This window comes from Corynebacterium sp. HMSC073D01, assembly GCF_001815555.1.
Taxonomy (GTDB): Bacteria; Actinomycetota; Actinomycetes; order Mycobacteriales; family Mycobacteriaceae; genus Corynebacterium; species Corynebacterium glucuronolyticum.
This window is the reverse complement of sequence record NZ_KV821066.1, coordinates 1-22,920: the sequence shown is the minus strand read 5'-3', so window position 1 is coordinate 22,920 and position 22,920 is coordinate 1. Positions and strand designations below refer to the sequence as shown.

General features: G+C 60.5%; 20 protein-coding genes. 9 read left to right on the top strand and 11 right to left on the bottom strand.

All coding sequences use genetic code 11. The annotated features are described in order from the left end of the window. Positions 1 to 166 precede the first annotated feature (166 nt). Entirely contained in the window at positions 167 to 1,501 is a 1,335-nt protein-coding gene (gene gntP / locus HMPREF3044_RS09130; RefSeq protein WP_070741084.1) for a gluconate permease GntP, read from the bottom strand. A gap of 145 nt (positions 1,502 to 1,646) precedes the next feature. Here gntP and uxaC point away from each other — a divergent pair, with 145 nt between their 5' ends. The 4 genes from uxaC to HMPREF3044_RS09110 are packed head-to-tail and all read left to right on the top strand — an operon-like array spanning position 1,647 to position 7,965. Next, on the top strand, positions 1,647 to 3,056 hold the full coding sequence (gene uxaC, locus HMPREF3044_RS09125) for a glucuronate isomerase (protein WP_070741081.1): 1,410 nt from the start codon (positions 1,647 to 1,649) through the stop codon (positions 3,054 to 3,056). Then, a complete protein-coding gene (locus HMPREF3044_RS09120) occupies positions 3,053 to 4,240 on the top strand; it encodes a mannitol dehydrogenase family protein (RefSeq protein ID WP_070741078.1) in 1,188 nt (395 codons plus the stop codon). The genes uxaC and HMPREF3044_RS09120 overlap by 4 nt, the downstream gene beginning before the upstream one ends. Beyond that, complete coding sequence (gene uidA, locus HMPREF3044_RS09115; protein WP_070741075.1) at positions 4,233 to 5,954, top strand: beta-glucuronidase; 1,722 nt, start codon at positions 4,233 to 4,235, stop codon at positions 5,952 to 5,954. The genes HMPREF3044_RS09120 and uidA overlap by 8 nt, the downstream gene beginning before the upstream one ends. Next, positions 5,941 to 7,965 (top strand): cytidylate kinase family protein, encoded by a 2,025-nt coding sequence (locus tag HMPREF3044_RS09110; protein WP_070741072.1) that lies wholly within the window; start codon positions 5,941 to 5,943, stop codon positions 7,963 to 7,965. Before uidA ends, HMPREF3044_RS09110 begins: the two co-directional genes overlap by 14 nt. Positions 7,966 to 8,048: 83 nt before the next feature. On the opposite strand, the gene HMPREF3044_RS09105 is transcribed toward HMPREF3044_RS09110, so the two are convergent. The 7 genes from HMPREF3044_RS09105 to HMPREF3044_RS09075 are packed head-to-tail and all read right to left on the bottom strand — an operon-like array spanning position 8,049 to position 15,996. After that, a complete protein-coding gene (locus HMPREF3044_RS09105) occupies positions 8,049 to 8,753 on the bottom strand; it encodes a response regulator (RefSeq protein WP_070741069.1) in 705 nt (234 codons plus the stop codon). Continuing rightward, positions 8,754 to 11,315 (bottom strand): ATP-binding protein, encoded by a 2,562-nt coding sequence (locus tag HMPREF3044_RS09100; RefSeq protein ID WP_070741066.1) that lies wholly within the window; start codon positions 11,313 to 11,315, stop codon positions 8,754 to 8,756. A 4-nt stretch (positions 11,316 to 11,319) separates the two neighbouring features. Further along, entirely contained in the window at positions 11,320 to 11,898 is a 579-nt protein-coding gene (locus HMPREF3044_RS09095; RefSeq protein WP_083318151.1) for a potassium-transporting ATPase subunit C, read from the bottom strand. Then, positions 11,880 to 12,080, bottom strand: a complete 201-nt coding sequence (locus HMPREF3044_RS09090) for a hypothetical protein (RefSeq protein ID WP_070741060.1) — start codon at positions 12,078 to 12,080, stop codon at positions 11,880 to 11,882. Before HMPREF3044_RS09090 ends, HMPREF3044_RS09095 begins: the two co-directional genes overlap by 19 nt. A 15-nt stretch (positions 12,081 to 12,095) precedes the next feature. After that, positions 12,096 to 14,162: a potassium-transporting ATPase subunit KdpB gene (gene kdpB, locus HMPREF3044_RS09085; RefSeq protein ID WP_070741056.1), complete on the bottom strand. Its 2,067-nt coding sequence runs from the start codon at positions 14,160 to 14,162 to the stop codon at positions 12,096 to 12,098. Further along, a complete protein-coding gene (gene kdpA / locus HMPREF3044_RS09080; protein ID WP_070741053.1) occupies positions 14,159 to 15,901 on the bottom strand; it encodes a potassium-transporting ATPase subunit KdpA in 1,743 nt (580 codons plus the stop codon). Before kdpA ends, kdpB begins: the two co-directional genes overlap by 4 nt. Further along, a complete protein-coding gene (locus HMPREF3044_RS09075; RefSeq protein ID WP_016458049.1) occupies positions 15,898 to 15,996 on the bottom strand; it encodes a potassium-transporting ATPase subunit F in 99 nt (32 codons plus the stop codon). The genes kdpA and HMPREF3044_RS09075 overlap by 4 nt, the downstream gene beginning before the upstream one ends. 622 nt (positions 15,997 to 16,618) lie before the next feature. Between HMPREF3044_RS09075 and HMPREF3044_RS09070 the strand changes: the two genes are divergently transcribed. From HMPREF3044_RS09070 to HMPREF3044_RS09060, 3 genes are read left to right on the top strand one after another with little or no spacing between them, the layout of a single operon-like run. Next, positions 16,619 to 17,071, top strand: a complete 453-nt coding sequence (locus HMPREF3044_RS09070; protein ID WP_070741050.1) for a peroxiredoxin — start codon at positions 16,619 to 16,621, stop codon at positions 17,069 to 17,071. Between the two features lie 53 nt (positions 17,072 to 17,124). Continuing rightward, positions 17,125 to 18,354, top strand: coding sequence for a D-mannonate dehydratase ManD (manD, locus tag HMPREF3044_RS09065; protein ID WP_005388996.1), 1,230 nt, complete (start codon positions 17,125 to 17,127; stop codon positions 18,352 to 18,354). After that, positions 18,354 to 18,833 (top strand): gluconokinase, encoded by a 480-nt coding sequence (locus tag HMPREF3044_RS09060; RefSeq protein ID WP_005394329.1) that lies wholly within the window; start codon positions 18,354 to 18,356, stop codon positions 18,831 to 18,833. The genes manD and HMPREF3044_RS09060 overlap by 1 nt, the downstream gene beginning before the upstream one ends. A gap of 49 nt (positions 18,834 to 18,882) precedes the next feature. Here HMPREF3044_RS09060 and HMPREF3044_RS09055 read toward each other — a convergent pair whose 3' ends face one another. From HMPREF3044_RS09055 to HMPREF3044_RS09045, 3 genes are read right to left on the bottom strand one after another with little or no spacing between them, the layout of a single operon-like run. Then, the gene (locus HMPREF3044_RS09055) at positions 18,883 to 19,158 is read right to left on the bottom strand and encodes a DUF3618 domain-containing protein (protein ID WP_005394328.1); all 276 of its coding nucleotides are present in this window, start codon (positions 19,156 to 19,158) and stop codon (positions 18,883 to 18,885) included. A gap of 42 nt (positions 19,159 to 19,200) precedes the next feature. Beyond that, positions 19,201 to 19,788 carry a DUF305 domain-containing protein gene (locus HMPREF3044_RS09050; RefSeq protein WP_070741047.1) on the bottom strand — a complete coding sequence of 196 codons (588 nt, stop codon included), beginning with the start codon at positions 19,786 to 19,788 and terminating at the stop codon, positions 19,201 to 19,203. Next, positions 19,785 to 20,075, bottom strand: a complete 291-nt coding sequence (locus HMPREF3044_RS09045; RefSeq protein ID WP_005388991.1) for a DUF3618 domain-containing protein — start codon at positions 20,073 to 20,075, stop codon at positions 19,785 to 19,787. Before HMPREF3044_RS09045 ends, HMPREF3044_RS09050 begins: the two co-directional genes overlap by 4 nt. Positions 20,076 to 20,201: 126 nt before the next feature. On the opposite strand from HMPREF3044_RS09045, the gene HMPREF3044_RS09040 reads away from it, so the two are divergent. Next, positions 20,202 to 21,569: a GntT/GntP/DsdX family permease gene (locus HMPREF3044_RS09040; protein ID WP_005394326.1), complete on the top strand. Its 1,368-nt coding sequence runs from the start codon at positions 20,202 to 20,204 to the stop codon at positions 21,567 to 21,569. 168 nt (positions 21,570 to 21,737) lie between these two features. Continuing rightward, positions 21,738 to 22,835 carry a DUF349 domain-containing protein gene (locus HMPREF3044_RS09035; protein WP_070741044.1) on the top strand — a complete coding sequence of 366 codons (1,098 nt, stop codon included), beginning with the start codon at positions 21,738 to 21,740 and terminating at the stop codon, positions 22,833 to 22,835. Positions 22,836 to 22,920: the final 85 nt, after the last annotated feature.

The following is a 22,920-nucleotide window of genomic DNA, read 5'->3' as shown; positions in this document are numbered from 1 at the left end:
AAAACCGACCCAATTACGCAGTTAAGGGACCCAGCCATACGCCCAAGCTCAAGCCTGCACACCACCCACCCCACGCACACCCCAACCCAGGATCGCTAACTCAACAAATCCCCCCAAAACCGACCCAATTACGCAGTTAAGGGATCCAGCCGGGAGGGAAAAGCTCCTACACGAGTACGGAGATGCCCATCACAACCACGAGGCCGACGATGGAGTTGCAGAGCTGGAGGAGACCCCACGTCTTGAGAGTGTCCTTGACGGAGAGGTCGAAGTATCCCTTGAACAGCCAGAAGGAGGCATCGTTGACGTGGGTGAGAGTGTTGGAACCGGCAGCCGTGGCGACGACAAGGAGGGCAGGGTTCACGGCGGTAATGGTGCCCGTCACCGGATCCATGAGCGCTGCGGAGATGATGCCAGCGGCGGTCATGGCAGAAACCACGCCTTGGCCGGTGGCAAGGCGGATGAGGACGGTAATTGCCCAGGCCATGATGTAGGGCGAGATGCTCGTCGCGGTCATGAGGGAGCCGATGTAGTCGCCCACACCGGAGTCGATGATGACCTGCTTGAGCGCGCCACCAGCGCCGATGATAAGGATGACCATGGCGATGCCTTTTACTGCGGACTTGAAGACGCCCATCGTCCATTCCATGGAGCGGCCTTGCTTGATCCCGAAGAAGTAGATGGCGGCGATGAGGGCGATGGCCATTGCGGGGATGGAGGAGCCGATGAAGCTCACCCACTCGTAGGCAGCAGAATCCTCGCTGATGAAGGCCTTGGTGATCGTGGCGGAGATCATCACGATTGCGGGGATGAGGGGGACGAATAGGGAGAGGGCGAAGCTTGGGCGCTGGTCGGCGGGGATGTCCTCGTCGGGACGCATGAGTTTGGGGACGGGGCGGTCGAGGTCGCCGAGGAAGCGGGGCAGCACCCAGCCGGTGATGATGACGGTGGGGATGGCGACGATAAGGGCGTAGATGTAGACCATGCCGGTGTCGGCACCGTAGGCGTCGACAAGAGCGACGGGGCCGGGCTGCGGCGGGAAGAGGGAGTGCGCCGTGGTGGTGGCGGCCACTGCGGGAATTGCGATCTTGAGGAACGGGACCTTGGCTTCCACCGCGACGGCGATGATGAGTGGCGCCAGGATAATAAAGGCCACCTCGTAGAACATCGCGAGGCCGAAGACGAGGCCGACGATGACCATGGCCACCTTGACCTTGCCTACGCCGAATTTCTCGATGAGGGTGTCGGCAAGCCGGGTGGCGGCACCGGAGTCCACCATGAGTTTGCCGATCACTGCGCCGAAGACGACGATGATTGCCAGCGAGCCGAGGGTGGAGCCGAATCCGGTTTGGATTGTCTCCAAGAGCTCCGCCGGCCCCATTCGCTCCAGGAAGCCGATCGTCAGAGCCGCGATGAGGAGCGACACCATGGCGTTGACCTTGAATTTCATGTTGAGCACCAGCATGAGAGCGATGCCAAGTACGACCCACATAATGTGCATATTTTGGACTATATGTAGTTCCGGTGACAGAAAGAAACGACCTTTGTGTTATTTCTGCAGGTCAAAATATTTCAGTGACTTGAGCCACACAGCAACTGTTGGCAACTACGCGGCTATGCCGCGTTCCCCCAGCTAGGTTGAAGGCATGAACACGCATCCCGCATACAATCCTGATCGCCTGTTCCCCGCAGATCCGGGGACGCGCGACATTGCCCGACGCCTGTACCTTTACGTGGAGGATATGCCCATCGTGAGCCCGCACGGACACCTGGACCCGCAGATGTTCGTCGACAACACGGCGTTCCCGAACCCCACCAAGCTTTTGATCAGCCCCGATCACTACCTCACCCGCGTGCTGCACTCCGCCGGCATCGACATGGAGGAACTCCAAGTCGGTGGGCACGAAGGCAAGGGTCCGCGACACGCCTGGCGCCTGTTCTGCGAGAACTGGGACCTCTACGCCGGCACCGCCACGGGGTACTGGGTCGAGCAGGAGTTTGCCCACGTCTTCGGCATTGATCCCTCCCGGATCTGCTCGGAGCAGGCAGATTCGCTTTACGACGATCTCAGCGAGGTTCTGGCTCAGCCCGACTTCCGCCCGCGCGAGCTCGCAGACACATTTAAGCTCGACGTCCTGGCCACCACCGACGATCCGCTCGATGACCTCGAGGCACACGCCACCCTGCGCGCCGATGCTTCCTTCACCCCGCGCGTGCTCCCCACGTTCCGCCCCGATGCCTACACCAAGATGTACAACCCGGGTTTCAAGGGGAACGTCGAAAAGCTCATCGATACTGCGGGCGACGGAAAGACTGGCTACGAGGGCTACCTGCAGGCCATGCGGAACCGCCGCCAGTACTTCATCGACCACGGCGCAGTGAGCACCGACCACGGCATCCACAACTGCCAAACCCAGCCACTTTCTGCTGCTGAGGCGCAGGAACTGCTGCATAAGGGGATGCGCGGCGAAGCCACCTTCGAGGAGGCACTGGCCTTCGAGGGGAACATGACCTACCGCTTCGCGGAGATGAGCCAGGACGACGGCCTCGTCATGACGATCCACCCCGGCGTCTACCGCAACAGCTCGCCTTCGGCGCTAAAGAAGTTTGGCCCCGACACCGGCCACGATGTCCCCTTCGCACTGGACTACATCAACGGCCTGCAGCCGCTGCTCGCGGACTTCGGCGAGAACCCGGACTTCCACTTCGTCATGTTCACCATGGACGAGACGGCATTCTCCCGCGAGATCGCCCCGATCGCCGGCTACTACCCCGCCGCCTACGTGGGCGCGCCGTGGTGGTTCATCGACGAGATCGATGCCATGAAACGCTTCCGTGCCGCCACGACCGGCACGACAGGATTCTCCCGCTATTCGGGATTCATTGATGATACCCGCGCCTACTGCTCCATCCCCGCACGTCACGATACGTCGCGCCGCGTGGAGGCAGGCTACCTCGCACGTCTCGTTGCCGAGCACCGCCTGACGGAGGATCGTGCAGCGGACATCATCGTAGACCTTATTGACAATTCACCCAGGAGGGTATTCAAGCTATGAGCACACTCGTACACCTCGGACTAGGTGCCTTCCACCGCGCCCACCAGGTCTGGTACACACACGAGGCGGACCTGGATTGGAACTACGTCTCCTTCACCGGCCGCTCTGCCCGCATGAGCGACCTGCTCACCGCGCAGGACAACAAGTACACGCTGGTCACCCGTTCTAAGGACGGCGACACCTTTGATCTCATTGAGACGATTACGGAAACGCAGCCCGCTGCCAACGTGGAGCGCCTGATGGAGCTCATGGCTAGCTCCGACGTGAAGGTGGTCACCCTCACGATTACCGAGGCCGGCTACGACGACACCTCGGACAACTCCGCGCCCCAGAGGATTGCGAAGGGGCTCACCGCCCGCAAGGCCTCCGGTGCCGGCCCGATCGCGATCATGAGCTGCGACAACGTCTCCGGAAACGGGGAAAAGTGCAAGCAGGCCGTCTATGCCGTGGCAGACGACGAGCTGAAGGCGTGGATGGACGAGAACGTCACCTTCCCCACCACGTCCATCGACAGGATCACCCCCGCCACCACCGATGAACTCATCGAGCTGGTGGAGAAGGAGACCGGCTTTGCGGATAAGGCACCGGTTGTCACCGAGCCGTTTGCCAGCTGGGTTATCGAGGGCGAATTCCCCGCAGGCCGCCCGAACTGGGAAAAGGCCGGCGTGGAGTTCGTTGAGGATATCGAGCCCTTCGAGCACCGCAAGCTGTGGCTACTTAACGGTTCCCACTCGCTCATGGCCTACTACGGGCAGCTCAAGGGGCACGAGACCGTCGCCGACGCGATCGATGATCCCGATGTGCGCGAGAAGGTAGAAGCCCTGTGGGACGAGGCCGCTCAGGGCCTGCCCATGGATGTGACCGACTACCGCGCCAGCCTCATCGAGCGCTTTGAAAACCCGAACATCCGCCACAACCTCGCGCAGATCGCCATCGACGGTGCGACGAAGCAGCAGAACCGCGCGGTGCCGATCTACGGCATCGCCCACGGCGACGGCGCTGCATTCTCCATCGCCGCGTGGATCGTCTATTGCCTGACGACCGAGGACATAAAGGACACCCGCGCCGACGAGATCAACGAAGCGAAGGGACAGTCCGATCCGGTCCAGGCTCTGTGCCAGGTACTTGGCATCGATGCCGACGAGAAGATCCGCGCACACGTAGAGGAGATCCAGAATGCTTAAGCCTCAGCAAAATGAAACCCGCGACCTGCTGCCCCTCGATGGGTTCTGGCAGTTCTCCCTCGACGGGACGAACTATGACCGCGAGATGGCCGTACCGGGTTCCGTCAACGACGTGTTCGCGGACTCTGAGGTCCGCGACCACGTGGGCGTCTACTACTACAAGCGGGAGATCTTCATCCCCCGCTCCTTCACCGACAAGGTCAGCCTCCGCTTCGGGTCTGCTACCCACCACGCCGTCGTGCGCGTAAATGGCGAGGAGGTGGGCCGTCACAAGGGTGGCTACCTGCCGTTCGAGTGCGACATCACCGAGCGTGTCACCCCGGGCACGACGTGCGAGGTCATCGTCGAGGTGGACAACCGCCTGGACATGACGTGCATCCCTCCGGGCGAGATCGTGGAGCTTCCGGACGGTCGCCTGCGTCAGGAGTATATGCACGACTTCTACAACTACACGGGCATTCACCGCACCATCTACCTGGTAAACAAGCCGGAGCGCCACGTGTGCGATGTGCGCATCGTTGCTGGGATGGACGGCGTGTGCCACTACGAGGTCACGCAGTCCGCCCCGGGCGATGTCCGGGTGACCATCGAAGAGGCCGAGGTCACGGGTACTGGTGACAAGGGAACACTCACCGTCGACAAGCCCACACTGTGGGCCCCCGGCGAGGGTAACCTGTACACCCTGCGGATCGAGCTTCTCGACGGCGAGTCGGTCGTCGACTACTACCGTGAGCAGTTCGGCTTCCGCACCGTCGAGGTGAGGGGACACGAGTTCCTCATCAACGGCAAACCCTTCTACTTCACAGGCTTCGGCATGCACGAGGACCATGAGACGCTGGGCAAGGCACACAACGACGTGTCCGTACAGCGCGACATGGAGCTCCTCCACTGGATCGGTGCAAACTCCCTGCGCACCAGCCACTACCCCTACGCAGAGGAGTGGATGGACTACTGCGACAGGCACGGTATCGTCGTCATCGACGAGACCCCGGCCGTGGGCCTCAACATGGCCGTCGCCGGCGGCATCCTCGGCACCACCGCCAAGAAGACGTACAGCCCCGAGAGCGTCAATGAGAAGACGCAGGCGCACCACTCGGACACCATCCGCGAGCTCATCGCCCGCGATAAGAACCGCCCCAGCGTGGTGCTGTGGTCCATCGCCAACGAGCCGGACACGACTGACCCCGACTCCCGCGCCTACTTCGAACCCCTGGCCAAGCTCGCGCGCGAGTGCGACCCGACCCGCCCCATCGGCTACGTCAACGTCATGACCAGCCCCTACGACAAGTGCCACATCACTGACCTGTTCGATGTCATGATGATCAACCGCTACTACGGCTGGTACGTCGACGCCGGCGACCTTGAGACCGCGAAGCAGCACTTCACAGAGGAGCTCGCCGGCTGGGTCGAGAGATTCGGCGACAAGCCGATCATCATCACCGAGTACGGAGCGGATACCGTCTCTGGCCTGCACTCACTGTACAATTCCCTGTTTACCGAGGATTATCAGGTTGCCTACTTGGAGGCGAACTCTGAGGTCTTCGACAACTGTGACAATGTCATCGGCGAGCACATGTGGAACTTCGCCGACTTCCAAACCAAACCGGGTTACGCCCGCGTCGACGGCAACAAGAAGGGTGCATTCACCCGGGACCGTCGTCCCAAGGCCGCCGCCCGCTACCTACGAAACAGGTGGACAAATGAAAACAAGTAAAGTTTTCAGCTACGCGCTCGGCGACGTAGCCAACAACCTCTCCTTCATGATGACCTCCATGTTCCTCATGGTCTTCATGACGGACATTGCCGGCCTCTCCGCCGGCGTCGCCGGCACCATCTACGGCGTAACCAAGGTGTGGGCAGGTTTTACAGACCTGTTCAGTGGTCAAATGGTGGACCGCTTCGACACCCGCTGGGGTCGCCTGCGCCCGTGGATCCTCTTCGGCTCCACACCACTGGCTATCGTCTTCGTGCTGCTGTTCTCCGTGCCCGCAGGGCTTGGACCGACAGCAACCGTCGCCTGGATCTTCCTCTTCGATGCCGCCTTCCAGCTCGCCTACTCGCTGGTGAACATCCCCTACGGCTCCCTATCTGCCGCAATGACGCAGGACCCCGTCGACCGATCCAAGCTGTCCGGCGCCCGAGCCATCGCCTCCGCGGTCACCGGTGTCGCCCTCTCGGCTGTCATCTCCCCGCAGTTCCAGGACACCACCGCTGATGGTGTACGCCTGAAGTTCACTATCACCTGCGCCATCCTCGGTGTCATTGCCATCATCTTGTACCTCATCTGCTTCGCCAACGCGAGGGAGGTCGTGCCGCGCAGTGGTGAGAAGATCAACATGCGCAAGACCTTCAAGATGATTGGCCAGAACCGCCCGCTCATCACCCTCTGCCTCGGCGCATTCTTCCTTCTCGGCGCCATGTTCACCATGAACGCCGTGGGCATCTACTACGCCCGCTACGTCATCGGCAATGCCGGCTGGTTCACCTACCTCATGCTCGCGCAGACCGTGGGCACGGTTCTCATCGCCAGCTTCGTTCCGCAGATCACGGCTCGCATGGGCAAGCGCAACGGCTACATGGCTGCTGGTGCGGTCGCCATCGCCGGCTACCTCATCATCTTCTTCATGCCCGGTGGCTCCCTGCCGATGGCAATCATCGCCTGGTTCCTCCTCGGGGTAGGCACGGGTGGCACCAACTCCCTCATGTTCTCCATGCAGGCGGACACCGTGGACTACGGCGAGTGGAAGTCCGGAACCCGTGCAGAGGGCGGCTCGTACTCCATCCTCTCCTTCATCCGTAAGTGTGGCCAGGGCATCGGCGGCTGGATCGGCGGCGCTGTCATCGGCGCCTTCGGTTACGTTGCCAAGGCCGATACCCAGTCTGTGGAGGCCCTCCAGGGCATTCGCATCGCCACCGGTGCTGTCCCTGCAGTCCTTGCGGTACTCGCCATCGTGGTCATGTTCTTCTACCGCCTCGATGTGGATACCCACACCGGCATCGTCAACGATCTGAACAAGCGCCGCACACAGAAGGCTGTGGCCACCCACGCCGGTGTCCCCGCAGAGCGCGTCATCACGGATAACAGTGGCGACGGCCGTAACCTGCGGATGCGCCGGGAGGGCGAACACCTCCCACCGGTGGTCACCGTCTTTGGCCAGCGTGGTTCCGGCGCCTCGGAGATCGCCCCGGCCCTTGCTGAGCGCCTCGACGTTCCCTACGTCCAGCAGGCCTTCAGCTCGAAGACCCTGTCTCAGGTAGACCGCGACGCGCTTATCAGCGACAGTGCCTTCAGTCGCTGGATGCGGTCTGTGTCCTCGCATAACGATGCCGCCGGCATCGCGGCGGACCGGAAGATCGCCTCTGATAACACCGCCTTCGTGCTGGAGGCCGTCAACGACGGTGGTGTGCTGCTCGGCCGCAACGGTGCGCTCGTGTTGCGCCACGTGGTCGGCGCCCTGCACATCCGCCTCGTCGCCCCCTTGGGCAAGCGCGTGGAGCGCGTCATGTACAAGACGGGCTTGAACGCCGCTGAGGCGGAGGAGCAGTGTCACGCAGAGGATCGGATCCGTACTGAGATGGCGCGCGCCCTCTACCAGTGGGACCCCAACACCGACGAGTCGTACGACCTCGTCATCAATACCGCCTCCATGACCTACGAGCAGATCGTGGAAACCATTGCCGACGTGTACTACGACAAGTACCCGGAGGCGAAGCGACAACAATAGCCCTCGAACAAACTCATCCCGGCCACCCAGGTCGAGTTGAACTTTCAGCGCGGCCCGAAGCTCACACGTCGGGCCGCGGTGCATCACGCGGGGCCAATAACGAACCTGTACCCCAGCCCTGTTTCGGTGATGACGTGTACGGGGTGAGCTGGGTCATCCTCCAGTTTGCGGCGTAACTGAGAGGTGTAGATCCGAAGGTAGTGTCCCTGGCTCTCGAAGCCGGTGCCCCACACCTCGGAGAGCAGCTCCTCCTTTCGCACAAGCCCTCCCCCGGCGCGAATGAGCAGCGACAACACACCCCACTCCGTAGGTGTGAGATGAACGAGGTGGCCCTTCTTGGTCACTGTATGTTGCGCCAGATCAATGACCAGGTTCCCGGCAGTAACCACAGTAATTTCCTCCGCCTTGGCGGCCCCCGACGCGCGAGGCCCGCCGTGACGCAGTGCGGCACGCACGCGGGCAAGAAGCTCCTCCATCGAAAACGGCTTGGTTACGTAATCGTCAGCGCCTTTGTCAAGCGAGGAAGCGCTGAACAACGGGTCGGTTCGGGCGGTGAGGACGATGACGGGCACGTCAGACCAGCCACGGATCCCTTCGAGGACAATGGAGCCGTCGATATCGGGCAGCCCCATGTCCAGGATGATGACATCTGGTTGTGCCTGCGCCGCCAACTGCAGCGCCCTCGCGCCCGTGGTCGCGGTACTGACCTCATACCCGCGGGCGCGGAGGTTGATGGAAAGGGTGCGGACGAGGCGCGGGTCGTCGTCGACAAGCAACACGTGGGCCATCTATTCACTTCCTTCTAACGTGACGACGACCGTTGTCCCCGGCCCGTCCTCCACTGCCACCGTCCCGTGCATTGCCTCGACGAAGCCACGGACTACTGACAAGCCTAGCCCCACGCCGGCATCATTGTTCGTGTCTCCCAGCCGTTGGAACGGTCGGAACATGGTCTCCTTTTGTGCCACCGGCACACCAGGCCCGTGGTCGCTGACCCGCAGCTCCACTGCCTTCCCGTGAGCGCGTGCGGTGACATCGACGCTTCCCGATGGGGCATACCGCAACGCGTTGTCCAGCAAATTGGCCACCACTCTTTCAAGGAGCGCTGAATCTGCCACGCATTGCACCCCGCGGACGGAGGAATGAACAGCCACACGCTGGAGAATCGAACGGTCCCGGCCGAAGCTGCACGATGCCACCGCGCGGTGCACAACCTCACTGAGATCCACCTGTTCGCGCCGGGCGGTCACGGCCCCGGCAGCCAGGCGGGAAGAATCTAGCAGGTTCGTGACTAGGGTAATGAGTTGGTCGACGCTAGCAGCAGTTTCCTCCAATAAGGCCACCTGGTCCTCCTCGCTGAAGGTCACCTCAGTACTCAACAGGGAGCTCAACGCAAGCTTCGCGGTAGACAACGGGGTGCGCAAATCGTGACTGACCGACGCGAGAAGAGAACGCCGCAAATCGTCAGCTGCGGCGATCGCATCTGCGCGGGCAGCCTCCGCAGCAAGGTGAACCTGCCGGTTAAGGCCCGCCAGATAATCGGCAACCACCTGGATGAGGTCTCGGTCCCGAGCGGTCAGAACCGGTCCGGAGAGGGTCAGCCCTACTGACTCATCGTGTGACAGCACACTCGTTTCCACCTCCCCCGCTGGCTTCGGAAGCCCTGCGCGGGCACTAGGTGAATCCCAGTGAGACAACTCAATTCCCACGGAATCGACAAGCGTGGCGCGGGTAGATCCGAACGCCTCACCTACCTTGCCCAGCAGACTGTCCACGGATTCGCGACCATTGCGCCCAAGTGCTTCCCGAGAGAAGACAGTGAGCAACTCGGCATCGCGGGTGGCGGCAACTGCTGTCCTGCGATCAACCTCTGCCCGGCGCACGAGAATCCCCACTGCCAGTGCGATTGCCACCATCACCACGAGGATAAAGGTGTTAGCCGGCTCCGCGATATCAAACGTATAGAGGGGATCAGTGAAGAACCAGTTGAGCGCCAGCCCCGAACCAATCGCCACCACCACGGCCGGCCACAACCCAAAGAAAAGGCTTACCGCGAGAATGAGAGCGAAGTAAAACGCCGAACACGTCCCCGTGCCGAGCTCCTCTCCTCCGGCTAAGCGCACCAACCCGGTGGTGGCTGCCAGACCCGCAAGGGATGCTCCCCACCGCACCGCTGCGCGCGCCCACCCGGTTTGGGCCGGGTGAAAGAGTTCCCGGACGCGGCCCCTCTGCTTCGAGGGAATATTAACAATATGGCAATCGATCTTGCCCGATTTCTTCAGCACCGCCTCCGCCACTGAGCCACGCAGCACCCGCGAGTGGCGACGGTTTGGGGCCACCCCCAACACAAGCTGGGTGGCATTCATCGAGCGGGCAAAGTTGAGGAGCGCCTCTGGCACCGAATCGCCCGTCACCTGATGAAGTTTCGCCCCAACATCCTTGGACAACTCCCCCAGCCGGGCAAGCGTATCGGAGGAACCGGTGACGAAAGTATCGCCCGAGATGACGTGCACTACCACCAGATCCGCCGAAGATTTAGAGGCGATCCGGCGCCCGCGCCGAATAAGAGGTTCTGCATGGGCGGCGTTTTCGACGGCCACGATGACGCGTTCCTTCGTCTCCCACGGCTCGGTGATGTTCTGCTCGGTCCGGTAGGAGGATAGAGCATCGTCAACCTGGTCAGCGAGCCACAGGAGTGCGAGCTCGCGTAGCGCGGTCAGGTTGCCCAGGCGGAAATAGTTATTTAGTGCCGGGCCAATCCGCTCTTCGCCATACACGTGGCCTTCGGAAAGCCTCGTGCGGAGGAATTCGGGGGAAATATCCACGAGCTCGATGGTGTCCGCGTCACGTACGACCTCATCAGGCACCGTTTCTTTCTGGGTGATCCCCGTGATCTGCGAGACAACATCGTTGAGTGATTCGAGGTGCTGAATGTTCATTGTCGAAATCACGTCGATGCCGGCATCAAGCAGCTCGGAGACATCCTGCCACCGCTTTCTCCGCACAGCTCCGGCATCATTGGTATGTGCAAACTCGTCGATGAGAGCCACTTTCGGGTGCCTGGCAATCACCCCTTCCACATCGAGTTCGCCCGCGCCTGGCCCGGCCAAGCGAGCCATGATCGGCAGCCCCTCACAAAGACTGCGCGTGTAACTGCGCCCGTGGTCTTCAACGATTCCCACAACCACGTCGATTCCGGCGCTGTGAAGGTTTTTCGCCTCGTTGAGCATGGCACACGTCTTTCCCACCCCCGGCGCGGCTCCGAGGTAAATCTTGAGCTTCCCGCGGCGTGGCGTGCCGGTCCCCTCTGCGGGGGCGGGGTCAGTGGGAGAAGGCGTGTGTGAATTCATACTCTTAACTGCCCGATTCGCAGCTGGTTCCGTTAGGCAAGGACAAGTTCAGCTTAGTAACATTGACCCACTTTTCGCCGAGCACACCGAAGGATTTACCAACCGTGGCATCCGCTACTAAAGCCTGTACCTCGTCCTCTGTCATCCCTCGTTCCCGCGCAACACGGGGGACCTGCAACTGCGCATACTCCTGGCTGATACCGGAATCTGCGCCCGAACCGGAGCCGGTCAAAGCATCCGGTGGGATGGTCGCGGGATCGACTCCCTCCCGGGTGGCGATCTCCTGTCGGCGGGTGTTGATCGAGTTCAGCAGTTCTTCGTTGTTTGGACCCATGTTTGTGAGCCCCTCCCCACGGCCGAAGAACCAGGGGCCGTCAGTCCGACCGTCGGAAAGTTCGGTAGAGGCGAGGAGGCAGTCGCCGGAGTACACCAGTGCGCCATCAGCGGTGTCGGCGGTCGCGCGCGAGACTCCCCATACTGCGACGGGGTACGCGATTCCCAGCCCAGCAACGCAGACACCCACGGCAACGAATCCTGCACCGAGATTCCTTCCGTACATGGAAGCTAGCGATCGTAGTGACATGCCCGGATCCTTTCTGCGCTTTGCTTGTCTTTTTCTAAAGCCGCATCGGCGACTATTTTTTCGTGTGGAGTTTCTGCTACCACGGTGTTCGAGGCGGCGTTGGACATGCCATTGGCCGCTGCCCAGCGGGCCACTTTGGCCGCCAACTCTTGGGTGAGGGCGAGAGGAATTTCTCTACTCATGTTTTTCATCCTTTTCTACATCCCCGGGAGCAAGCTGACGACGAGATCGATGAGCCAAATCCCGATGAACGGAGTAATGACACCACCGATTCCCCAGATGCCGAGGTTGCGACGAAGCAATTTCGCTGCACTGGCCGGCTTATAACGCACACCCTTCAGCGCGAGCGGGATGAGCGCGACAATGATGAGTGCGTTGAAGATCACCGCCGACACAATTGCGGATTGCGGGGAGTGCAGATGCATGATGTTAAGGGCACTCAGGTGCGGTAGTTTTTCCGCGAACAGCGCCGGGAGGATCGCGAAATACTTGGCCAAATCGTTTGCCAGGGAGAATGTGGTGAGTGCACCACGGGTGATCAGCAGCTGCTTGCCGATGCGGACGATGTCGATAAGCTTCGTCGGATCCGAATCGAGATCGACCATGTTGGCGGCCTCCTTGGCAGCCGACGTCCCTGTGTTCATCGCCACGCCGACATCGGCCTGCGCCAGCGCCGGGGCATCGTTTGTACCGTCGCCGGTCATTGCCACCATCCGGCCGGAGGCCTGCTCTTCGCGGATGCGGGCGAGCTTGTCTTCCGGGGTAGCCTCAGCGATGAAATCGTCCACGCCTGCTTCCTCAGCGATAGCCGCGGCGGTCAGCGGGTTATCGCCGGTGACCATGACCGTTCGGATACCCATTTCCCGGAGCTCGGCAAAGCGCTCGGCCATGCCCGGCTTCACCACGTCCGTCAGCTGCAACACGCCGATAACGCGCCGGGAGCCGTCTGAGGTTTCCTCCGCCACTGGCAGTGGCGTGCCACCTGACTGCGCGATCTCGTGAACCGCCGTCGAGATGTGTTCGGGCCACGTTCCTCCAGCCTCAGTTACCCACGCTTTAACCGCGTCACCCGCACCTTTGCGGAGGAAGCGGCCGCCCACGTCGATACCAGACATGCGAGTGGTAGCTGTGAACGGAACGACGTTGGCGGTTTTCACCTCGTCTGTGATGTCGTCGGTGATGTTGTACGTCGCGGTCAGCCACTCCACGATGGAACGTCCCTCAGGGGTTTCGTCCGCAATGGAGGCAACTCGAGCCGCCTCGGCGGCGTAGTGTTCGTCCACACCGTCTGCCACGGTAAGACCCGTGGCCTGGCGATTGCCAAAGGTAATCGTTCCCGTCTTATCCATGAGAAGGGTTGCCACGTCGCCCGCAGCTTCCACCGCACGACCGGAGGTGGCAAGCACGTTGTGCTCCACCAGGCGGTTCATGCCGGCAATGCCAACGGCGGATAAAAGGGCAGCGATCGTCGTGGGAATGAGACACACGAGCAGCGCCACGAGCGACAATGGCTCCAGCTTCGCGCCGGTAAAGCCACCCATCGGGGCGAGCGCGGTGACAGCAACGAGGAACAGGATCGTCAGCGTGGACAGCAAGATGCTGAGGGCGATCTCGTTGGGGGTTTTCCGCCGTTGTGCACCTTCCACCAGGCCGATCATTTTGTCGACGAACGTCGAGCCAGGTTCTGCCGTAATTTTCACCCGGATCTGATCCGATAGCACTACCGTGCCACCGGTCACAGCGCATCGGTCGCCACCGGCCTCGCGGACAACGGGAGCGGACTCGCCGGTGATAGCAGACTCGTCAACAGTCGCGGCTCCTTGTACCACGTCACCGTCGCCGGGAATTGTTTCTCCAGCGACGACGATCACCTCGTCACCCTTTTTCAGCTCGGATGCGGCGATCGTTTCCGTCGAGCCATCGGCAAGGACGAGGTTCGCCGTGGCATCGTCTCGCACGGCCCGGAGGCTGTCGGCCTGCGCCTTTCCCCGCCCCTCGGCGTATGCCTCGGCGAAGGCGGCAAAGGCGATGGTGAACCACAGCCACACGGTTACCGTCCAGGAGTACACGCTCGGGCTGAACAGAGACCACACCGTGGTGAGGAACGCGCCGACCCAGACGACGAACATGACTGGGTTGCGGGCTTGCGCTACCGGAGACAGCTTCTTCGGCAACGTCTTTACAGCTAGCTGCAGTGAAGATGCTTGCGCTGCAGGCTTTGCGGATCCCTGCGATGCAGGATCTGCTGTGGTTTTCAGTGTCATAACAGGGCCTCCGAAATCGGTCCCAGGGTAAGAACGGGGAAGAAGGTAAGCGCCGCCACAAGGAGGATGACGCCGACAGTCAGCGTCGCGAAGGTAGCTCCGGCGGTGGGGAGACTACCTGAGGTAGTTGCGGTCCGCTTCTGCTCGGCCACGCTTCCGGCAAGGTACAGCGCGAACACAATGGGAAGGAAGCGACCAAGCAGCATCGCTAGTCCCAGGGTCACTTGCCACCAAGGGTCGGTGACGGTGAGACCACCGAATGCCGAACCGTTGTTGTTCGAGGCAGAGACGAAGGCGTACAGCACCTCAGAGAGCCCATGTGCATTATTGGGCGATCCCGGAAGCCCGAAGTTCGTGGCGGATTCCTCCACCAACTTCCACCGAGCCACCGAAGCGCCCACGCCAGCGAGCACCAAAATCGGCATGGTCAGCGTATATAAACAGACAGCAGAAATTTCCGGCTTGCCAATTTTGTTGCCCAAAAACTCCGGAGTGCGTCCGACGAGCAGACCGCCGATGAACACCGCAAGGATGGAGACGATGAGGAGACCGTACAGGCCGGTTCCCACGCCACCGGGAGCGATCTCACCGAACAGCATGTTGAGAATGAGAAGCCCACCTCCAAGCGGACCGTAGCTATCATGCATCGAGTCGACAGCGCCGGTAGAGGTTCCCGTAGTTGACACCGCGAACAGCGCGGAGGCGGGAATACCGAGGCGTTGCTCAATGCCCTCCATGTTCGCACCTGCAGCACGTGCCGCAGCACCTACGGGTGTGTCCTGCGCCCAGCTAACCAGCCCCACCATCACTGCCCAGATGCCGCCAGCAACACTGAGGAGCGTGTAGGCCTGCTTCTGAGAACCGACCATCGTTCCGTACGTGCGGATCATAGAGAAGGAGATAACCAGAAGTGACCAGATTTCGATCACGTTAGTAAAAGCGGTGGGGTTCTCGAACGGGTGCGCCGAGTTGGCACCAAAGATGCCACCACCGTTAGTGCCCAGCAACTTGATGGCCTCTTGCGAAGCGACGGGTGCGCGGGGGATATCCACGCCGAGGGAGGTCACCACGTTAGAGCCAAAAGTTTGCATTGTGCCCAGGAAGATGAGCACAAGCGCAACGATAAAGGAAAGGGGAAGCAGAATTCTAATGAGTCCGCGAGTGAGGTCAACCCAGAAGTTACCAATCAACCCCTGCGGTACGGTTCCGCCAGAGATACCCGGTTGACCTCCACCAACCCGGGAATCCCGCGGGTAGCCAAGGTGAGCGAGCCCGCGGATGAGAGCCACCGCCACACACAGGCCGACGGCTGCGGAAGCGAAGTTCTGTACGGTAAGGCCCAACATTTGGGCACCGTTTGTCAGGGTGTCTTCTCCCGAATAGGACTGCCAGTTGGTGTTGGACACGAACGATGCCGCCGTATTGAAAGCCATGTAGGGCTCGACAGCCTCGTCTCGGGGGTTACCCCAACTAGGTAATACTGTTTGCAAGCGCTGAATGGCGTATAACACCAGGACTGATGCCAGCGAGAAAGCGAGCAACGCGCGGCTGTAGCCCTTCCACGTCTGGCCACGCTTCGGGTCGACGCGGAGCACCGCGTACACAGCCTTTTCTACAGCCCAGTCCTTTTCGGACTGGTAAACTTTCGCCATCCAGTCGCCCAGAGGCACGTAGGCGATGGCGAGCATCAGCCCCAAAAACAAGAATTGGGGTAGCACCCCCACAAGTGCGTGGATCATGCGAAACGCTCCGGATCTACGAGTGAAATAATGAGATACACAATCAACCCTGCAACAATCAACAGCAGGATGATAGAAGTCGCCGTGGTGGTCATCGCTTGCTACTACCCATCACTTCCGTGAGAATCGACGGGAGGATGAACGTCACCACCATGACGATGATGATTGCGAGATCGAGCATTGCTGCACGGCCCCTTTCATTCCAGTGTCTGACTATTCTGGCACCCTCCGGTCGGTCCTCCACCGCCATGAACACTCGAGAAATGCGAGTGCATTACAAGCGACGTACATGACTGGCCGGAGGAGTGTGCCTTGTGAATAGCGGCCGAGGTTTTCCCGGCCACGACTAACACTACGGAGAGGAATCACCCTTTGACGTTGATGTTTGCGCAATTTTTACGCCCCTAGGCCGAATCTTTACGTTCTCTTTACGCCCCGCCGCGGAAGAGTTACTCTGCGTTCGCCAAACAGCTCGATCATTTTTTATCAATGTTCATTAGTTGACCGCGCGTACCTCTTCTTGTTGTCCCCGGTGCAGTGTGACGAGCCGAAAGCACGCTACCTGTCCAAGGCACATAGCGTTGTTCTGGAGTGGTGCCTCGCTGCTCGCGTTGTTAGCATTAACCATTAACCTGCTCGCAATGGTTTCTGGCACCCATCGTCGCTGGCTAGCAGCGCATCCGAACTCCACACCCTCAGATCGCTACACTCGGCTACATGACAAAACGTTTGGAAAAGGGCGACAAAGCCCCTCAGTTCACTCTGACCGACGCGGAGGGCGCTTCCGTCACGGTTCCGCCGGCAACCGGCAAGGCTATCGTGTACTTCTATCCCAAGGCCAACACGCCGGGCTGCACGACCGAGGCGTGCGACTTCCGCGACAACATAGAATCCCTCGGTCTGCCGGTCTACGGCATCTCGCCGGACAAGCCCGAGAAGCTCGCCGAGTTCGTCGACGATCACGGCCTGAACTTCACTCTCCTCAGCGACCCAGAAAAAGAGATGCTCGAGGCATACGGCGCATTCGGGGAGAAGAAGAACTACGGCAAGACCGTCATGGGTGTTATCCGCTCCACGGTTTACGTGGTTGACGGCGTGATCGAGGAGGCGTGGTACAACGTCCGCGCCAAGGGTCACGTCGAGCGCATCCGCCGCGATCTCGGCCTGTAACAACTTCTGGCAACAACTGGAGGGCGGGACACGCTACGGGGGACACTGTAACCATGAAAATCACGAAAGCCGACGTGTACGTGTTCTCCACGTCCCGTAACTTTGTCACTCTCCGCCTCGAGACCGAGGATGGTGTCGTCGGCGTAGGCGACGCCACCCTCAACGGCCGTGAGCTCGCCGTCGCGCACTACCTCAAGGATCACGTGTGCCAGCTGCTCGTCGGACGCGATGCCCAGAACATCGAAGACACCTGGCAGTTCCTCTACCGTTCCTGCTACTGGCGCCGTGGCCCCGTCACGATGGCCGCCATCGCCGCCGTGGACATGGCCCTGTGGGACATCAAGGGCAAGGTCGCCAACATGCCGGTCTACCAGCTGCTCGGTGGTGCCTGCCGCAAGGGCGCTCGCGCCTACGGCCACGCTTCCGGCACCGATCTGGAGAGCCTGTTCGACTCCATCCGCTACGAGATGGACCTCGGCTACACCATGATCCGCGTCCAGACGTCCGTGCCGGGCATTAACAAGCTGTATGGCGTTGCCGCTCAGGATCAGTCCTCCGGCATGCGCTACGACTTCGAGCCCGCCAACCGTGGCGATTGGCCCGTCGAGGAGGACTGGGACTCCGCCGCCTACATGCGCCACGTCCCCACCGTCTTCGAGGCCGTGCGCAACGAGTTCGGCCCGGAACTGCCCCTCCTGCACGATGGCCACAACCGCCTCACCCCGCGTGAAGCCGCACAGTTTGCCAAGTCCCTCGAGCCGTACAACCTGTTCTGGCTGGAGGATGTCACCCTCGGCGAGAACCAGGAGAACCTCCGCTACGTGCGCCAGCAGTCCACCACCCCGCTGGCCATCGGCGAGGTGTTCAACTCGGTGTACGACATCAAGGACCTCATTGACAACCAGCTCATCGACTACGTCCGCTGCGCCACCACCCACTTCGGCGGCATCACCCCGCTGAAGAAGGTCATGGCACAGGCCGAGCCGTACCAGATCAAGTCCGGCTTCCACGGCCCGACGGATGTCTCCCCGATCGGCTTCGCCGCCGAGCTGCACCTGGACATCAACATCCACAACTACGGCGCACAGGAGTATATGACGCACTCCAAGGAGACCCTCGAGGTCTTCGAGACCTCCATGACCTTCGAGAACGGCTTCCTGCACCCGGGTGACAAGCCCGGCCTCGGCGTGGAATTCCACCCGGAGATCGCCGAGAAGTTCCCCTACGAGCAGGCATACCTTCCGTACAACAGGCTTGCCGACGGGACGGTGCACAACTGGTAATGCACATCGTCGTCATGGGTGTGAGTGGCTGTGGGAAGTCAACCATCGGCCACGACCTCGCCGCCCGGCTAGGTATTGAGTACAAGGACGGAGACGAGCTGCACCCGAAGGAAAACATTGACAAGATGTCCTCGGGCATACCGCTCACCGACGAGGATCGAGCCCCCTGGCTCACGCTCGTCGGCGAGTGGCTGCACGAACGCGCAGACGGTGTCATCGCCTGCTCCGCCCTGAAGCGCTCCTACCGAGACATCATCCGCGCGGCGGCCCCAGACACGTTCTTTGTGCACCTCCACGGGAGCTACACCGTGCACCTCTCACGGGTGACCTGTCGGGAGGGCCACTTCATGCCCTCCTCGCTGCTCGACAGCCAGATGGCCACCCTCGAGATGCTTTGCGACGACGAGCCTGGCGTGCTCATCGACATCGACCAGCCCGTCGACGACATCGTTGAAGCCGCCTACCAGGCCGTACAGTAGACAAAAAGATGCCCCGCTCACGCTGTGAGCGGGGCATACGTCTATCTACTTACTTATCCTCGAGCCACGCGGTGAGGCGCTTAATCTCCTTGCGCTTCTTCGAGGTTCGCGCAAGCGATGCGATAAGCCCCACGACAATGACGGCACCTGCTGCTGCGAGGATGGCCTGAACCTGCGGTTCCTTTGCGCGGGCGGTGAGTTGAGCCTTCGTATCGTCGACAAGCGCCTCCGGCTTCGTGCGTGCCGCAAGCTGATCAAGAGTAGAAGCGAGGTGCGCGCGAGTGCGGTCGATGTCTGCCTGAATGTCATCGAGGGAACGAGCCATGAAAATAAATCCTTACATCACTTTTGTTTACGTTGTCTCAGTTTACACAGGTTTCTCGCCCAGCAGAGACTGCATCTCATCCATCTCCGCGAGCTGCTGATCCTTCATGTGCTGCGCCAGCTCGCGCAGTGGCTCATAGCCGCCGTTTTTGACCAAGTTACCCAGCTCCTTGATGGCACCCTCGTGGTGAAGATACATAAGGCGCAGGAAGAGACGTTCCATGCCAGCACCCGTGGAGTTGCGCAATTCGTCCATCTGCTGCTGGCTGATCATGCCCATGGAGAGGTGGTCGGCGTGGGAGCGCATAAGCTCCTGCTGATTCCACTCACTGGCAAGGCGGTTCATGTATTCGATCTCGCGGGACTGGGTTGTCTGGATCCGTTGCGCAAGATCCTTGGTCTCTGGGCTAATCGACGGATCCGCCAGGACCATATCCGACATGTCCACCGCCTGCTGGTGGTGCGGCACCATGAGTGCAAGGAATAGCACGTCGACCATGTTGGCCTCGGTCGGCATCGAGCCGCTGCGCGTAAAGCCGGCGACCTCGGAGGGATTACCCTGCCCTGACATCTGCGCGCAGCCAGTGGCACAGGTCAACACAACGAGGGCAGTAGCTACGAGGCGTTTCACCTCAGCGCTTCACGGCGCGCTTGGATGAGCGACCGGAGCTTTTCCACCTGCTTCTTATCGCGCCTCTTTGTCACCACCGTGGCGACGATAACGACACCGAGAGCCGCCACCCCCAGGAGGATCTTCTTCTGGAAGTCCTCGTTTTTCACCTTCGCCTGCGCAAGCGATGCAAACTGCTGGCCGGCCTTCTTCGGTGAGGCCTCCTCGGCCAGCTTGTCCAGCGTGCGGGCTAGTTCTTCGCGGTGACGGGCAATGTCGCGCTCAATATCGTGAATGTCTCGTGCCATGCCTATCAGTATAGCGATGCACGCCTTGTTACTTGGAACAACCGTTTTCCGCACCCGCGCGCCGGGCTGGATCGCGCCACCTTACAATTTTATGGGTAACGGCTACCGCATGAGAAAGGAACCGCCGTGCCACTTGCACTTGCAGACGCCGCCACGACCAGCCCCACCCAGCTGGTTGTCGCCGCGCTGGTGGGCATCGCCACCATCGTTATCCTCATCACCGCCGCCAAAACGCACGGGTTCCTCGCGCTTTTGGCCGGTTCATTCGTCATGGCGCTCATCGCCGGCACCCCGCTGTTGGATGCCTTCGATTCCTTCACCGATGGCCTTGGCTCCACCGTCGGCGGGGTGGGCGTGCTCATCGTCTTCGGCTCGATGATTGGCACGCTGCTCGTCCGCTCGGGTGGCGCCGATCAGATCGTGGACTCCATCATTTCCCGCACCCCGAAAGCGAAGCTGGCCTGGGCGATGGCGCTCATCGCCATGATCATCGGCCTGCCGCTGTTCTTTGAGGTCGGCGTCGTGTTGCTCATCCCTGTGGTCATGCTCATGGCGAAGCGGACCGGACTGTCCCCGATTCTCCTCGGTGTGCCGGCTCTCGCTGGCTTGTCGACGCTTCACTGCTTCGTTCCTCCACACCCCGGCCCGCTCATCGCCATCGGTACGCTCGGCGCGAACCTCGGCATCACCCTCGCGTTCGGCATCCTCATCGGCATCCCCGTCCTCATCATTTCCGGGCCGGTGCTCGGCATCTTCGCGTCCCGCTGGGTGCCGATTCCGCCGAAGCTGAATGTCGCCGCCGACCAGGAGCCTGTCCCGGAGGAGGAGCGCCCCAGCTTCGCCACCTCCATTGCGATTGTGGCGATCCCCGTCGTCCTCATGCTGCTGCAGGCCATCTTTGAGATCTTCGCCATCGAGATTCCCGTTGTCACCACGCTTGTTCACTTCTTTGGCAAGCCCCTCATGGCTCTGCTCACGGCTGTGGTGTACGGAATGCTCGCCCTGGGCGCGCGCGGTGGTCGCGGTTTCCGCGGCGCCAACGCACTCATCGGTGATTCCTTCGCACCCATCGCCGGCATCCTGCTCATTGTGGGTGCCGGTGGTGGTTTCAAGCAGACGCTTGTCGATTCCGGCATTGCGACGGTCCTCGGCGAGTGGCTCGCCGCGCAGCCGATATCCCCGCTCATCGCCGCCTGGCTCATCGCCGTTTTCATCCGCCTGGCCACGGGCTCTGCGACGGTGGCGACCATTACTGCGGCAGGTCTAGCAGCGCCCCTTGCCGAGGGCCTCAGCTCCCCTGAGCTTGCCCTCATGGTGTTGGCGGTCGGTGCCGGTTCGAACTTCCTCTCCCATGTCAACGACGCGGGTTTCTGGTTGATCAAGGAGTACTTCGGCATGACGATCGGCCAGACGTTCAAAACGTGGTCGCTCATCACGACGCTCATCTCCGTGTTCGGCCTCGTATTTGTCCTGCTGCTCAGCCTCGTCGTGTAGGAGCAGAACATTGAGGAGCCCGGGCTTCAAGTAGTTGGCTTGCTTGCTACCTAACCACATGACTGATTTTTCCGCTCAGAAAATTCAGATTGCTAGTCGAATCAACCTGGCTAACACAGTTAATGAAAAGATAGCAGGTTTACCATCCCGTAACTGTAAGATACTTATATGGCATGGATGAGTGACGCGGAATGGGCTAATAAGAAGCGGGAGCGCGAGGCAAAAAATCGCGAATGGCAGCAGAGAAAGCTTGAATGGGCTTCCAACGCACAGACAAAACGGACGTTGCTCTCCCAGATGGAGCACCTGGCAAACAATCCCAACCAGCCCAATTCTGGGGATGCCGTCAAGAAATTATCCTCCCAGTTCAAGGATGCGGGCTTCGCTGGGAAAACAGACAACCAACAACTAGGTGATGCTTTCTACGCTGCCCGTACCCGCTTTTACGATAGCCGCAAGCAGTACTGGGACCAGGTGAAGCTGCAATGGCAGCAAGCTGAAAGCCTAAGGAGACAGCTTATCCAGGATCTCCATTCCATTGTTAGTTCCGGCGATACCGGTAAACAAAACGCCCAAATTGTCAAGGACATCCATTCTCGTTGGAAAGATGCCGGCTTCGCTGGAAAAGAAGCCATGAAGGCACTCAATGACGAGTACTACAAGTTACGCAATTCCTTCTACGAGGAATCCAAGCGTAAATGGGAAAGGTGGGCATACGACGCAGACAAGAACCGTGATTACGCGCGTCAACTAGTGGATAAAATGTCCGGCTACGCTAACGACCCACATCCTGGAAACTGGTCGAACCAAGTCCAGGCTTTAATCTCCGAGTTTCGCGGTATCAGCGGTCCCATGCGCAAAAAGGATCGCCAAGAGCTTCAACGCAAGTTTTGGGCAGAAAAGGACAGGTTTTACGCCCGGCGCGATGCAGAAAAGGCACGACCTAAGGACTTTGAAAAAGGAAATTACAAGGTCACAGCCACGCAACGGAATTTCGGTGGTGGACCAGAGAACTTTGAACAGGCAAAACAGCAGCTGGATGCAGCCATTAGAGATGCTGAAGCACGGGTTCGTGATGCTGATTCCTACTACGAATCAGTCCGCTCACGCGACTCAAAGTTTCGAATTCCTATACTGCCAAGTAAGCAACTTGTGGACGAACAAATGGCCCGTGAGCGTCAACGCATCGCCAACGAAAATCTGTTCAAGTTACGCGAACGTCGCAAGCGGATGGACTACCCCGTCACTAGGGATCCGATCTCTTAGAAGCCGAGGAATCTGAACAAACGCGAATCTCACCACGAGCATGCCAGATCCCCAGACAATAGTTACCTGTTTGCGGGGATCACCC

Coding starts and splice junctions, on each gene's coding strand:
- HMPREF3044_RS09070 (WP_070741050.1), top strand. CDS start 16,619: ATGACAAAACGTTTGGAAAAGGGCGACAAAGCCCCTCAGTTCACTCTG.
- HMPREF3044_RS09095 (WP_083318151.1), bottom strand. CDS start 11,898: ATGTCACTACGATCGCTAGCTTCCATGTACGGAAGGAATCTCGGTGCA.
- HMPREF3044_RS09045 (WP_005388991.1), bottom strand. CDS start 20,075: ATGGCACGAGACATTCACGATATTGAGCGCGACATTGCCCGTCACCGC.
- HMPREF3044_RS09120 (WP_070741078.1), top strand. CDS start 3,053: ATGAGCACACTCGTACACCTCGGACTAGGTGCCTTCCACCGCGCCCAC.
- manD (WP_005388996.1), top strand. CDS start 17,125: ATGAAAATCACGAAAGCCGACGTGTACGTGTTCTCCACGTCCCGTAAC.
- HMPREF3044_RS09090 (WP_070741060.1), bottom strand. CDS start 12,080: ATGAGTAGAGAAATTCCTCTCGCCCTCACCCAAGAGTTGGCGGCCAAA.
- kdpB (WP_070741056.1), bottom strand. CDS start 14,162: ATGACACTGAAAACCACAGCAGATCCTGCATCGCAGGGATCCGCAAAG.
- uidA (WP_070741075.1), top strand. CDS start 4,233: ATGCTTAAGCCTCAGCAAAATGAAACCCGCGACCTGCTGCCCCTCGAT.
- uxaC (WP_070741081.1), top strand. CDS start 1,647: ATGAACACGCATCCCGCATACAATCCTGATCGCCTGTTCCCCGCAGAT.
- gntP (WP_070741084.1), bottom strand. CDS start 1,501: ATGCACATTATGTGGGTCGTACTTGGCATCGCTCTCATGCTGGTGCTC.
- HMPREF3044_RS09055 (WP_005394328.1), bottom strand. CDS start 19,158: ATGGCTCGTTCCCTCGATGACATTCAGGCAGACATCGACCGCACTCGC.
- HMPREF3044_RS09075 (WP_016458049.1), bottom strand. CDS start 15,996: ATGACCACCACGGCGACTTCTATCATCCTGCTGTTGATTGTTGCAGGG.
- HMPREF3044_RS09110 (WP_070741072.1), top strand. CDS start 5,941: ATGAAAACAAGTAAAGTTTTCAGCTACGCGCTCGGCGACGTAGCCAAC.
- HMPREF3044_RS09105 (WP_070741069.1), bottom strand. CDS start 8,753: ATGGCCCACGTGTTGCTTGTCGACGACGACCCGCGCCTCGTCCGCACC.
- kdpA (WP_070741053.1), bottom strand. CDS start 15,901: ATGATCCACGCACTTGTGGGGGTGCTACCCCAATTCTTGTTTTTGGGG.
- HMPREF3044_RS09100 (WP_070741066.1), bottom strand. CDS start 11,315: ATGAATTCACACACGCCTTCTCCCACTGACCCCGCCCCCGCAGAGGGG.
- HMPREF3044_RS09060 (WP_005394329.1), top strand. CDS start 18,354: ATGCACATCGTCGTCATGGGTGTGAGTGGCTGTGGGAAGTCAACCATC.
- HMPREF3044_RS09035 (WP_070741044.1), top strand. CDS start 21,738: ATGGCATGGATGAGTGACGCGGAATGGGCTAATAAGAAGCGGGAGCGC.